General features: G+C 56.7%; 11 protein-coding genes. 3 read left to right on the top strand and 8 right to left on the bottom strand.

Annotated elements, in window-relative coordinates; all coding sequences use genetic code 11:
• Window positions 1-36: 36 nt before the first annotated feature.
• On the bottom strand, window positions 37-1,272 hold the full coding sequence (locus FPP74_RS04990; RefSeq protein ID WP_095537295.1) for an esterase-like activity of phytase family protein: 1,236 nt from the start codon (window positions 1,270-1,272) through the stop codon (window positions 37-39).
• Between the two features lie 144 nt (window positions 1,273-1,416).
• Here FPP74_RS04990 and FPP74_RS04985 point away from each other — a divergent pair, with 144 nt between their 5' ends.
• A complete protein-coding gene (locus tag FPP74_RS04985; protein ID WP_144717300.1) occupies window positions 1,417-2,268 on the top strand; it encodes a hypothetical protein in 852 nt (283 codons plus the stop codon).
• Here FPP74_RS04985 and FPP74_RS04980 read toward each other — a convergent pair whose 3' ends face one another.
• Together FPP74_RS04980 and FPP74_RS04975 are read right to left on the bottom strand one after the other, a co-directional pair.
• Window positions 2,269-2,532, bottom strand: coding sequence for a hypothetical protein (locus FPP74_RS04980; RefSeq protein WP_095535455.1), 264 nt, complete (start codon window positions 2,530-2,532; stop codon window positions 2,269-2,271).
• Window positions 2,525-2,926 carry a ribonuclease domain-containing protein gene (locus FPP74_RS04975; protein ID WP_144717299.1) on the bottom strand — a complete coding sequence of 134 codons (402 nt, stop codon included), beginning with the start codon at window positions 2,924-2,926 and terminating at the stop codon, window positions 2,525-2,527. Before FPP74_RS04975 ends, FPP74_RS04980 begins: the two co-directional genes overlap by 8 nt.
• A gap of 236 nt (window positions 2,927-3,162) precedes the next feature.
• Here FPP74_RS04975 and FPP74_RS04970 point away from each other — a divergent pair, with 236 nt between their 5' ends.
• Window positions 3,163-4,884, top strand: a complete 1,722-nt coding sequence (locus tag FPP74_RS04970; protein ID WP_133064725.1) for a glycerophosphodiester phosphodiesterase family protein — start codon at window positions 3,163-3,165, stop codon at window positions 4,882-4,884.
• 203 nt (window positions 4,885-5,087) lie between these two features.
• Here the strand turns inward: FPP74_RS04970 and FPP74_RS04965 are convergent, their stop codons facing one another.
• The 5 genes from FPP74_RS04965 to FPP74_RS04945 all read right to left on the bottom strand — a co-directional run bounded on the left by FPP74_RS04965 (window position 5,088) and on the right by FPP74_RS04945 (window position 11,045).
• Window positions 5,088-6,104, bottom strand: a complete 1,017-nt coding sequence (locus tag FPP74_RS04965) for a LacI family DNA-binding transcriptional regulator (protein ID WP_165765482.1) — start codon at window positions 6,102-6,104, stop codon at window positions 5,088-5,090.
• Between the two features lie 101 nt (window positions 6,105-6,205).
• Window positions 6,206-7,078 (bottom strand): glycerophosphodiester phosphodiesterase family protein, encoded by an 873-nt coding sequence (locus tag FPP74_RS04960; protein ID WP_095535459.1) that lies wholly within the window; start codon window positions 7,076-7,078, stop codon window positions 6,206-6,208.
• Complete coding sequence (locus tag FPP74_RS04955; RefSeq protein WP_095535460.1) at window positions 7,075-8,868, bottom strand: iron ABC transporter permease; 1,794 nt, start codon at window positions 8,866-8,868, stop codon at window positions 7,075-7,077. The genes FPP74_RS04960 and FPP74_RS04955 overlap by 4 nt, the downstream gene beginning before the upstream one ends.
• A gap of 12 nt (window positions 8,869-8,880) precedes the next feature.
• A complete protein-coding gene (locus tag FPP74_RS04950) occupies window positions 8,881-9,921 on the bottom strand; it encodes an ABC transporter ATP-binding protein (RefSeq protein WP_144717298.1) in 1,041 nt (346 codons plus the stop codon).
• A gap of 74 nt (window positions 9,922-9,995) precedes the next feature.
• Complete coding sequence (locus FPP74_RS04945; RefSeq protein WP_205691103.1) at window positions 9,996-11,045, bottom strand: extracellular solute-binding protein; 1,050 nt, start codon at window positions 11,043-11,045, stop codon at window positions 9,996-9,998.
• Window positions 11,046-11,890: 845 nt separating this feature from the next.
• Here FPP74_RS04945 and dnaG point away from each other — a divergent pair.
• Window positions 11,891-13,361, top strand: a 1,471-nt coding sequence (gene dnaG / locus FPP74_RS04940; RefSeq protein ID WP_144717297.1) for a DNA primase, incomplete at its 3' end; no start/stop codon positions are given.

The raw sequence follows: 13,361 nt of genomic DNA, 5'->3' as shown, positions 1-13,361 counted from the left end.
GTGGGGGGCGTTGCTTATCGACGCTCCCCCGCCCCCTTACGGCACAAGAACTGTGTGAAATAGTGTTGACTGTGTGTCGTTGAAATTGTCGTCGACAGCAATGTGGAGGGTACGGCGGCCGTCATCCAGCATTGGCCCCCATGAAAGTGCCTCGACGTTGTCGGGCTGCGGTGGGTTGTCGGCGAAGTCGTACACCAATTCTTTAGTTGCGAGCTGCTCAGTCCCGTCGAGCGTGTCCTTGCCGAGAACATCGTCCGCGCCGCTGAGTGTGAGTCGGTAAATCTCTCCGCGGACTTCGCCGCTTTTTCCCAGCTCAGGGTAGAACCCGCGCTCAAGGACATAGAGCGACCCGTCTTCTGCCTCGAGCACGGATGTGATTCCGCGACCGGGGTTCGCGCGTACCGCGTACTCGTGAGTGGCGTTTCCGTTGGCCAGGTTATATTCGGTGATGCGATTGACTGAGCTGTGCTTCGGATCGTTGCTGGTCCCGTCTTGCGCGAGCGCATTCTCATTGATTGTCAGCGCGGTTGTACCACCATCCGCCAATGTCATTGCTTCCGGTCCGTTGTTGTGGTGGATGCCCTTCGTGTCGTGTCCATCGGGGAAGTGGTATGCGGGTGGATTGATTCGGCGGACTTCGCGACCAGCAGCGGTCGACTCAATCAGTTGCGGTGGAGCGACCTGTCCCTCGCGCGCGTCTCCCTCGGTGGTCCACAACAAGTTGCCATTGGGCAGCTGGCGAATCTCTTCCGCGTCGATGAATTCGGTGTAGTCGGAGCCGTCAGGAAGCGTGAGGCGCACCTCACCTTCATGCGCGAACCTGCGATGATCCTGAGTAGTGAAGATGTATGCGCGGATAGGGCCGTGTTCATGCTTGTCATCGGAAATTGCGATGTATCGCCCATCCTCGAGCTGATCCATGCCGCTGAGCCCGCCGATCGCGGGGTCATGCTCAGTCGCACTGAAGTCAAAACGACTGACGTACTCTGCACTTGGGAGATCGCTGGATGACACTCCCTCTTCGTTCTTCTCTGCCCCTGCGGCCAGAAGCACCTGAATGGCTACAGTGAGCGCGCCGCCTATGAGCACGCCGATACCGGCAACGGCGGCGACAGCCGCCGTAACCGGCACCGTTACTTCGCCTACGTGAAGCGAAGTGCCGTTCTGGCCGACCGTGACCGGAACCGCAGCACTCGGGTCTGCAGTGGCTGTGACTGGCGAGAGCGCGATCGAAGCTGAGACCCCTAACGCGATGACGGTACGACTACGCATGCGTGACTCCTTTGAGAGATACAAATGTAATATCTCACATCTTAAAACCGTCCCTGGAACATGCAACTTGGCCACAGCCACCGTTACGCTCCTACCGCAACTCCCGATACAACAAGTAGACGGCTCACAGAAAGGACACGCACCATGCGCACTTCATACCTCCCCGCCTTCTCCGCCGCGGCCCTCGCCGCCGCAGCCCTTGTCGCCCCGCACGCCACGGCCGCGGAGCTCGCGCCCAAGGGCGAGGCGTCCTGCACGCTCACGATGACCGCCGCCGAGCGCGCCTACGCCGACTCCTTCAAGAGCGAGGAAAAGGACCTGGGCGGCAAGCGGATCGCCGGCACGTGGGTCCGCGCCATCGAGGACGTCTACCCCGAGGCTAGCGCCTACAACGACCTCGACCTCCTGCAGAAGGTCATGCCCCGCAGCCTGGCGGAGCACTACCTGGAGGTGCGCGGGTCCGAGTCCGCCGCCGACGTCCCGTTCGGCCCGACCGCCGAGGCGGTCGCGGGCCTGGGCGCCGTCAACGCCGCCGATAACACGGCCACCACCACTGCGGGGGACCGCGAAAACGGGCGCTCGCTGACGCAGCAGCTGCAGGCCGCGTTCCCCGGGCTGGCCAAGGAAAAGGCGGATTCGCTGGCGTACGTGCTGCAAAACGACGCCACCGGCAAGTACTTCAACGACCGTCTGGCCTACCACCAAGCGCTCGAGCAGGCGGAGCTGCGCTGCCACGACCTGCGTGCCGGTAGCGCGAAGCTGGCTAACGTCGACCTGCCCACTGCGGATCCCGTGCAGAGCGCGCCCGCGCCGGGCAGCTCGCAGCCGCACCGGGGCGAGGCGTCGTCGGCAGGCGCGACCGCAGGCGTGGTGGTGTTCTCCCTGCTCGCGGCGCTCGGTGTGTCGCTCGCGGTGCTCGCTACGGTCGGCCCGCAGTTCGGGCTCGCGCTGCCGGAGTTCCCGGACCTTTCGGACCTCGCGAATATCCAGGTCTAGTTAGCGCACCAGCTCGACGCGGTTGTCGCGGAAGACGGCGGCGACCTTGCGCGTCTCATCCGCCGGCAGGTGCCAGTCGCAGGCGACCACGCGCGCCGGGCGGGCCTCGCGCAGCAGGTCGGCGAGGCCGTCGAGATTGCGCGGCGCCGGGCGCTCGGGCCCGAACACCGCGACGGAGATCGCCCCGGCGACGTCCGCGACCGTGTGCACCGGCGCGGTGAGCAGCACCGGGTTCCGGTTCCGTCCGTGTCCTGTCCTATACATCTTGAACCTCCTCCACCTGGCAGAAGCTCTCGTAGTGGTCGGCGGTGTAGTACCACACCTCGGGGGTCTCGTCGCCGGCGCCGCCGTCGTTGTCGCGGCTTCCGGTGATGATGCGCCGCGCGCCGCGGTGCGACACGCCCGGCGTGTCCACGGTGAACTCGCGGTAGAAGTTCAAGTCCTCGTCGGGGAGTACGCCCTCGTAGTTGCCAAAGCGGGCGTTGTCGTTGTCGGGGTAGGGGAACGGCCCACCACGCTGCACGAGCGAGATCGTCTCGCGGGCCTCTTGCGGGAGGTTTTCGCAGGTTGGGATGGTGGGGGACGCGGGGGCGTCGATAAGCGAGCATGCGCTGAGCACGCCCGCGAGTGCGACGACAAGCTTTTTCACGCCACGCATTGTCGCACACTACGATTGGGCGCATGGCAAGGGGCAGGATTCCGGAAAGCGACATCTGAGAGGCAGATACCCGTGACTTTGGCAACGGCGTCTAGCACCAGAATAATTTGGAGTAAATTTATTTGGAATCTTTCATGACCGACGCCTTGTCTGACGGTTAAAACGCCAGTATATGCACTTATCAATGGCTGCCTGAAACCATTGCGAAAACTCCTAACCGGTGGTCTTATTCTAATGTGAAGAAAGTCAGCATTTTTGCACGTCAAGTGGCAATTTTTACGGCAATTGCCCAGCTCGCCTCCATGACGGTTTCAGCAGATGCGGTGGAGACGTCACCTACTCACTCAATCGAATCGGTTTCCGAATTGCGCCTTCCCTTGGGTGATGCGCCAACCCCCTGGATTGCGGCCCACCGGGGCCAGTGGAGGGATTTTCCGGAAAACTCGATCCCCGGATTTTTAGCAGCGATTCGAGACGGAGCAAACATTCTTGAAACCGACATTCGGAGGACTGCCGACGGGCATCTCGTTTTGATGCATGATCCGACGGTCGATAGAACGACAAATGGAACGGGGGAAGTAGCAGACTTAACTCTTGAGCAGATCAAACAGCTACGATTACGACAGTCTCTTGGCAACGGACCCTCGGCGATCACCTCGTACGAGGTTCCGACCCTTGATGAATTACTCGACGCGGTTAAAGGTGAAAATGTGCTCATCGACCTAGACAAGGGTTGGGACTACCGTGAGCAGATGTACGAAGAACTATCTGCGCGAGACATGCTCGACTACGGGCTGTTTCAAGGCTCTCCCAACGTGCCCGACGCCGTTGCCTTCATGAAAAAGCATCCCGAAGCCTTCTATATGCACATCATCGGCGATGACATGGAAGACCAGTTCGAGCAGTTCGGCGAGTACACACCCGACATGATTGAGATCCCGTGGAGTTCGCCGGAAGACTTTCAGGGAACCGATGAGTTTTGGGAGAAAGTAGATGCAAAGACTGCGGTGTTTGCGGATTCAATGTGGAACTCGATCTCTGGTGGACATACCGATGAAGCCTCACTGCTAGATCCCTCAACAGGCTGGGGGTACCACCTGTCGCGGGGAGCGGACGTGATTCAGACTGACAACGTGAAAGCGATTTCGGCTTGGCGTAACGGAGCGGACGTAACTAAGAGCGGACTCCGCCCCGATTCAATTAGGGTTCAGGCCGAAGACTATGTGAATGACCCCGCTTTGTATTCGGATGCTGACTCGAAGAATGAGTGCTCGGCACCAGTTATACACCCAGAAAGCCCGGTTGATGCCTGCAACCTTGACGGAGCAAAGATTATTCAATACATCAGGGATGGTGAGTTCTGGGCGTTAGACTTCGATGTTCCGACCGATGGGGTGTATGAGTTGTCCATGCGTCAATCTTCAGATACCGAGCCAGGGGGCGTCGTAACAGTAGAGACCGAAGACGGTCAGAAGGGCGCTGTTCCGGCCCCGAACACCACTCACAACCGGAACTTTAGCGTGATTAACCTTGGGCAATTTCAGCTGCAGCGCGGAACAAATCGCATCACGTTTAGCTTCAGCCATCCTGATTACATGTCTGTGGATTGGGTGCAGGCAGATCCGGTCCCCGCGGGTTCGCAAGCACAGGAGACCTTGACGACGATCGCTACTGCATCCGCCCCAAGTGCAGAAACTGCAGTTACCTCCGTGCAGGCCACAACCAGTATTCCGGCCACTACCGGAGATAATGAGCCAAAAACTACCACGGTGACTGCTACGCCGGCCTCAAATACGAGCCACGAATCTAAGGGATCGGCGGATACTAGCAAAAACGTAGGTATCTTCGCTGGAGGCGCTGTCTTCGGAGCAATCGCAATTGTCCTCGCGATTATCGGTGGGGTTTCTGCAATTTTGAATAACATTGTCGACCAGGCCCGAGAACTGCTCGAAATCTAAAAGATTGAGCCTGCGCATTGCCTCGATTCAACAAGTTGTCGCTGAGGGGGAAAATCGCATGGGAACCACTTGAGGTGGCAGCCGGTCGGTTCTACCACAACGTTTGGGACTTTGCTTTCCAGCATAGGAGGGGTAGGCATTCTGCTCGTTAACCTGGGACCCTGTGCCCGACGTTGAACGTAGCCGTTGACATTGAACCGGAATTATAGGGATTGTTCCGGGAACTGGTGTGCTGTAGCTAGCGTCCGCCCTGGAACAAAGGATCCTAAAAGCGTTTCGTGGATAACTGCTTGCCTTGGGTTTTCTAATCGCGACCCCATTATATGGGCGGCACGTGCAGCAACTCCTTCCACAGGCAACCGCAGAGTTGCTAACCCGAAATGTTGCCATTGAGTGAAAACACCATCTGTTCCAGTTACACTCACTGCTTCCGGGATCTTCAGACCGGCCAAGCTGCAGTAATCAATGAACTGGAGAGCCCGGTAATCAACAGGGAACATAACGCAAGTCACTCGTTTGCATTGCACTAGCTCCAATACACGCTGGACAGTAATCATGCGCGTGGTGTCCTCGCTCGCTTCAACAACGGTGACGTCGGCGCCAGATCGTTTAAGAGTGCGGATCATGGATTGCGATCGGTGTGCCTCAGACGGAGAAATAGTGGGGGAAACGTCTACGACGCAAACAGACTGATGCCCGTAATTGAGCACATGATCGGCCATAATCCGACCATGTGCTTCTTCGTCGTAAGAGATGGCAGTAATTTCGTCGTGCAGCTCAGGCCGTCCGACAGAAATCATCGGGACTGTATCAAGGAGCGACTCGACGTCTGACGGGCGGATGGATCCTGTAGCGAGAAAGATGCCATTTACGCCTAGGCGAACAAGACGGTCAAGCGCAGACATTTCGTCCGCGAAATTTCCACGGACGGTGGGTGCTGCCGCGATGAGTTGGAATCCGTTTTCTTCCGACTGCTTTTGCATTTGCGAATAAAAGTAGCCGTAATATGTGCTCGCGGGGTTGCGCAACAAGAGACCAACCACTGGCACTTCGGATCTTCTTCCCGCAAGTGATTGTGCTGCAGCATTGGGGACGTAGCCGAGGGTTGAGATTGCTTCGTTTACACGAGCAATTGTGTCCTCGCTGACAGAGGAGTTTCCCTTCATTACCCGGGAAACGGTCGCACGAGAAACTCCCGCTGCGCGAGCTACATCATCCATTGTGACACGGACAGTACGGTAACGAGGGGAGTTCATCTGCGTTGTGGGAGCTATTGCGAGTTCTGATCAGTGCTAATTATAGCGACACCTGTTTCCATAACCTACATGCTTCCAGTTCGGTTCGACATGAAACGGTTCAGCAGCATCGGCCAGTCGGTTTGCACGATGTCCGCTCCGTGATCAATTAGCCGGCCCCAGCCCTTTTCCGGATCGTCCAACACTGAAACTTCATCATCCCAGCCGACAAAGAGCGGAACCCTGTTAGGGAGATTCAGAGCATTGAGATAGACAAGCAAGTTGTGGCTGTGCAGTAACTCCACTACTTCAGGTGAAGCCAGATCACAATCCATATTCTCGGCAACCAGCTCAACAGCGACCGTATTGATGTTGCGAAGTCGAAGGACTTCCTTCAGCTCATCCATAGTCTTCACAATCGGCATGTAGGGGTACTTCACCGTATGGTCTGCGAGCACGTCGAGGTGCTTAATAGAAACGGGAGATTTGAAAAAGACCCGATCAGCGCAGTCGAACTGGTCCATGTACGGCAACAGGTCCGTCCAATAGTTCCAGGACCGGTCGAGGTTGAGAATCGTGTCTGGAAAGGAGCGAAGGATCGTCTGGAGCTGCTCGAGGCCATATTTTTCTGCTCGGCCCGCTACGTACTGCTCATACTGGAGGGCTTCGATTTCTGCTGCGGACAAAGTAAGAATGTCTCGGTCCAACCCGAAGTATGTGCGCTCGAAGCCATTATGGAACACGAAAAATTCGCCATCTGTTGACCGAATGACATCAATTTCAACGATGTCTGCGCCGGAAACTACCGCAGCGCGAACAGCGCGTGCGGTGTTTTCAACAATGCTGCCAGCATTCTGTCCGCGGTGGACTGCAACCAGAGGTGAACGTGAGTTTGCTGACGTCAAGAGCCGCTGGTTGATGTGTGCGTAATCGCTTTTTCCGAGTGCGTTGAAAGTCATGCTGTCGCAGACTCCTTTACTTCGTTGGTCGTTGCGGTCCGTCGGAGATTTCCTCGTCGAAGTCGGTCTTTGAACTTGCGCGCCGACTTGTCGCTTCGTCCGTAAACGAAGTAGAGGACGAGGCTAGAAATGATCATCAGCAGCACTGTGTAGACAAAAGTCAGCGCTGTGGTGTCATTGAGTGTGTCTGATTCCGTAGCGTTATAGATGAAGATGCCTAACGGTTGATAGAACGGGTGCGCCAGAAAAATGGATGTGTCGTAGTTATCCAGAAGCGCGTTGAAGTTTCGAGCGGTGATTGCAGTAGCCACAGGCAGCACAATTGGTAGCAGGATTTTTCGGAAAATAGTGAAGTCGCTCGCCCCAAGAAGTGATGCAGCTTCCTCCAAATTGTCCGGGACACCGGTATATGAGGCCTTCAACATGCGGAGAGTGAACGGTATCTTTTCGATCACGTAACCAATCGCAAGGATTGAAAGCGTACCAGAGAGCACAGCTCCGAAAACTAGCGGTTGCGGCTTGCTGAAAGTAAGAAGTAATCCGAGAGCGATCATTGTGCCTGGCAGAAGCCATGGGATGTGTAGCAAGTACTCCAACCAAATTGTGAAAGTATTGCGATGTCTTTGCACGATTCGTGCGACAAACAGCATCGCAAACACGACTACGACGGATGCTACAGCGGAGTACGCGATGGAGACCACAAACGGTTTGATCGCATTTGGATCAGTAAAGATACGTGCGTAGTTATCGAGTGTGAAGTCTTGCAGAGTTAGACGGCCATTGCTGATCGCAGAAGCATTGGTAAACGAGAAGATTAGGATCAGCACAGGCGGAGTGACGTAGATAAGCCACAGTAGCCAGGCCAGAACGTGGACAACAACGTTTACGACAGGGTTATCGATCTTCTGCTTCTGAAGCGCTACCGGCACTTTGGAGACGGAGAAATATGTGCCGCCTTTTTCGACGCGGTTTAAGATTGCCAGCATCACAATTGTCATCAGCCCAAGGAACATTGCGAGAGTCGCGGCAAGGTCTCTTGAGCCGACGGACCTGGAGAAGGTCAGAATCATCGGTGAAATAGTTTGGAAGTTCTCGCCCCCCAAGATCAACGGGGCCGTCAGCGCTCCCAAACCGCCGAGGAAAGTAAGAATCGTGATGGCGAACACCATCGGACGGAGGACCGGTAAAACGACAGCTCTGAACACCTGAAAGGTCGAGGCACCCATTTGTTTTGCTGCTTCGATGGTTTGGTAGTCGATCTTAGAAATCGAATCGGTCAGAAAGAGTAAGTGACTGCCAGTGCCGGAAAACGTCATCACGAGGATTACCGCGAGCGCTCCTTGGAACCAATGACTGTCCATTCCAGGGAAAAATTGCATTACGCCGCTGGTAATGAATCCGTTGGGTCCGTAGATCATTTTGTATGCGGCTACGAGAACTACGCCGCCGTACAGTAGGGGCGTCGCAAATCCGGCGAAGAGGATTCTTGACCCTCTTATGTCGAAGTATCGAGTGACCAAGACGATGAAAATGCCAACGATATTGACTGTCAAGGAAAGCGCGAATGCAAGGATAATTGAATTAAGGAGCGACCTCATCGCACGATCAGAAGCGAAAAGCTTTGGGAAAACGTCGAGACTCCACTCACCGTTTGGGCGGAATACGGTAAGCAAGAGAGACAGGTTCGGCCATATGAGGAACGAGATGACGAAGTAGGCCATCAGGACCATAACCACCACATTGAGTGGTGACTTGAACATCGAGCGGATCGATAGAGAATTCTTGCTCATTGTGTGCTCCTACTATGAGACAACTCGTCGTTTATCAGCGTCGAAGCTTCGAATGTCCGCTGGATCGAGGGAAACATTGAGATTTTCTCCATTGATACCTGCAACCGTGGCATCCCGGACGCTGGTTCGTAGCGGTGCGCCAAATGCATCTATCTCAATCACTGAGTGATCACCGAAGTATTGCTTTTGGGTGATTACCGCTGGAACTAGAAGTCGGTTCCCGTTCATGGTCGATCCCGCCGGTTCTACTCGCAGACTTTCGGGGCGAACGTAGTGAGAGAGCTTTGGTGACAGACCAGCACCCTGGTCATTCAAGTCCCGTATCTGCTGTTCGCTAAGACGGTTGACTTCACCAAGAAATGTGCACACGAATTCGGTTTCGGATTGCTCGTATAGTTCGTGTGGCGTACCTACCTGCTCGATTCGGCCTTCGTTCAGCACGGCAATCCGATCAGACATCGAAAGCGCTTCTTCCTGGTCGTGCGTGACATAAACCGTCGTAATACCAACCTCAGACTGAATCTGCTTGAGCTGGACCCTGAGCTGTTTGCGCAGACGAGCGTCGAGATTCGACAGTGGCTCGTCGAGAAGTAAAATGCGTGGTTTCATCACCAGAGCTCGAGCAATTGCGACGCGCTGCTGCTGTCCGCCGGAGAGCTCAGACACCTGCTTGCCTAACTGATCTTTTGTGAGCGAAACTTGATTCGCTGCGTCGGAGGCACGTTGAGCGATTTCTGCCTTAGGCACCTTTGCCGTCTTAAGCCCGAACTCGATGTTTTCGCGGACATTCATTGAGGGGAAAAGCGCGTAGTTTTGGAAGACCATGCCGATTCCGCGCTTGGAGGCATGGGCGTACGTTACGTCCTTTCCGTCGATAAGAATTTTTCCGGCGCTTGGAGAGATGAATCCTGCGAGGGTACGCAACGCCGTTGACTTTCCACAGCCGGACGGACCAAGCAACGAAAAAAACTCGCCTTCGCGAATATCCAATTCAAAATCAGGAATTGCGACGAAGTCGTCGTAAATGACCTTTACGTGGTCGAAAGTGATCATGGAGGTCTCCGTAATTGTAAAAGGAAGAACCCCGTCTGCTAGGAAACGGGGCTTTGGACAGAGAAGACGGAGGTCTAGAGATACTGCAGCTCGATCTTTTCAACCCACGCCGACAAGTTTTCGGCGACGATCTGCCAATCGATGTCCTGTGCTGTGAATGAGTCAGTTTCTTCCACCGCGGTCTGATCAGCGTCAGCCAGTGCATCCTCATTGACGGGCGCAGTGAAGAACTCTCGAGACCAAGAGGCCTGAACGTCAGCGGAACCAAACCAGTCGATGAATTCTTCCACCTTCGGGTTGTCGCTTCCCGCGACCTTCGCAACGTGCTGTGTTGCCATCGGTACACCGGTAGAAGGGTGAACCGCGGAGGTCTTAATGCCGTATTCCTTTTCACGGGATGCCTTACCCGCGAGCCACATCTGGCCGGCATCAATTTCACCGCTCTGCATGCGGGCGTAGAGATCTGTGCCCTTGACGGACTTCTGGCCATTCTTGTAGTAGGCCTCGATAGCCTTCCAGCCCTCGTCGGAGACCCCCAGATCGCCGTTCTCATCCAGGTAACGGGAGAGGATGCCGGCGATGACCATCTGAGTCGTAGCGCCGCCCAGGCCGGATGCTACCTCGTAGCGGTCGTGGAAGCGGTCCTGCTCCCAAAGGTCAGACCAATCCTTCGGAGCATCCGCCTCGGTGAAGGCCGCATCGTTGTACACCAGCATGATTGGCTCACGGACGATCGGCCAGTATGTGTCATCGTCTCCCAAGCCAGCTTCCACCTTGTCAGACCAAGACGGGGTGTAGGACTCGAGCACGTCTTCGGCCTTGATGTTTTCGAAGTAGACGTTGTTCAGTCCGAAGACTACATCAGCAATCGGATTGGCTTTCTCCGCGACGAGACGGTCCTGGACATCGCCACCGCCGAGGTCGACGAATTCGATGTTGAATCCGGCCTCAGAAGCTTGATCGGTGAGCCACTCACCTCGGCCGTCGGAGGTGGAGTTTGAGTAGATAACGATCGGATCATCCCCCGATTCGCCATCAGACGAGCTGCAGGCAGCGAGGGGAAGTGCAACTGCGGCGACGGTAAGCAATGCAGCCACAGGTTTAAAGATCGACGGGAATTTCACTATTTTGCCTTTCGTAGGCGAACAGACAATGGACCAAGAAAGTGGTTCACTGGGTTTAGGAACCGCTTTGACGTGTGTGAACGCGCTTTCATGGAGCAATACTCGTGGATACTGGTGAACTCTCGGTTACGGATGAATAAATGCTCCGAAAACTTTTGAAAGCGCTTTCACGGACGTCACAGGCTTTTTGTTCCGGGCGGCGAAGGCGCCTTCCGCGGTGATGGGCAGGCGGTCGATTTTGGCCCGTGAACGTGCTTAGAGGAATCGCTCGTAACGCGGAAAGCGAATGCTGAAGTGAGTGACAGTGGTGGAAAAATGCGAGTGGACGCATCGCGCGGGCCTGACTTCTGGAGAATGACGTCGCGGCCGCCGCTGATAATTCACAGTGGAGTGATGCCACCGATGTAGCCATGAACAAACTATGCGAGCTTGGTCGGCGGTGATGCGGAGCGTGCAAACCGAGCCAGTAGTCCCTTGGCAAACTGGGGGAAGAGCCTGAGGCTTCACTCAGAAGTCGTGTATGGGGTCAACGATGGCTTCCAGTGCGTGGAATTAAGGACCGGTATCGGCATTCTTATCGCAGAGGTTTGCACGGCCATCTTCGGGTGGTTCGGCCCTAGGAAACTTATGCTTAATCCGGAATGACGTATACCGGCAATAGCGTCAACTCCACGACTATTCTCCCGTTTGTTGTATCTGATTGAGCTGTGAGCGCTATCGGTGCGGTCGCCGTGGTGGCGAAACAACGTCAGCACAAGAATCCCTGCAGAGTCGTAACCTGCCACGTCGAGCCCGGTACCGACACACACGTCCTTTCCGTACAAGACGCGGGATAGTATGGGCGCATGGCAAGGGGCAGGATTCCGGAAAGCGACATTGAGGCGATCCGCGAGCGCGCGGCGATCGAGGACATCGTCGGCGAGTACGTCCAGCTCAAACCGGCGGGCCACGACTCGCTGAAGGGACTCAGCCCGTTCAAGGACGAGAAGACGCCGAGCTTTCACGTCCGCCCCGCGCGCGGCTACTACCACTGCTTTTCCACCGGCAAGGGCGGCGACGTCTTCAACTTCCTCATGGAGTTGGAGCAGCTGACTTTCCCGGAGGCGGTCGAGGCGGTCGCGGACACGATCGGCTACCACATCAACTACCAGGGCGGATCCACGGGCGCGCGCGACGTCAAGCCCGGCACCCGCCAGCGCCTCCTGGCCGCGAACAAGGCGGCGCACGAGTTCTACCGCGAGCAGCTCGAGACCCCGGAGGCCGAGCCGGGCCGCAAATTCCTGCTCGAGCGCGGCTTTGACAAGGAGCTCATCTACCGCTTCGAGTGCGGCTACGCGCCCGACGGCTGGGACACCCTGACCAAGCACCTGCTCCGCCGCGGCTTCGAGGTGCAAGAGCTTATCGACGCCGGCATTTCCTCCATGGGCCGCCGCGGACCCATCGACAAGTTCCGTCGCCGCCTCATCTGGCCGATCAAGGACGCCGCCGGCAACACCATCGGCTTCGGCGCCCGCAAACTGTTCGACGACGACCCGATGGGCAAGTACATGAACACGCAGGACACGCTCCTGTACCACAAGTCGAAGGTGCTGTTCGGCCTGGACCTGGCCAAGCGCGACATCTCGGAGCGGCACCAGACCGTGATCGTGGAGGGCTACACGGACGTCATGGCCATGCACGCGGCGGGCGTGACCACCGCCGTGGCGGCGTGCGGCACGGCGTTCGGCGCGGACCACCTCTCCGCGATCCGCCGCCACATGCTGGATGACAGCTACTTCCGCGGCGAGCTCATCTACACCTTCGACGGCGACGAGGCCGGCCAGAAGGCGGCCATGCGCGCCTTCGAGGGCAACCAGCAGTTCACGGGGCAGTCCTTTGTCTCCGTCGCGCCGGACGGGATGGACCCGTGCGACCTGCGCCTGGCCCGCGGCGACGTGGCGCTGCGCGACCTGGTGGCCAAGCGCGTGCCCATGTTCGAGTTCGTCATCGAATCCCTGCTCGCCGACTACTCGCTCGACTCCGCCGAGGGCCGCGTGCAGGCGCTGCGCCGCACCGTCCCCGTCGTCGCCTCCATCAAGGACCTGTCGCTCATACCCACCCGACGCTGCCGACGAAGAGGAAAGTGTAGATTTGTGCCGTTGCCGGAAACCTCAAAAAAGATGACGTTATCATCCGTCTATAGTCCCAACATTGTCTTCTTGTTTCCCTTCCCCTCGTGTCCTATGCCGCCCACACCTTCTGCACCTCTCCGATCCCCGCTCCGCCTCTCACTCGTTCTCTCCTCCTCACTACTCCCACCTGTTCTCTCTGTTTCTT

Origin of the sequence: Corynebacterium sp. NML180780, assembly GCF_007786415.1 — a bacterium.
GTDB classification, from domain to species: Bacteria; Actinomycetota; Actinomycetes; order Mycobacteriales; family Mycobacteriaceae; genus Corynebacterium; species Corynebacterium gottingense.
The sequence above is the reverse complement of the archived record's forward strand: the minus strand, read 5'-3'. Positions and strand labels throughout refer to the sequence as shown.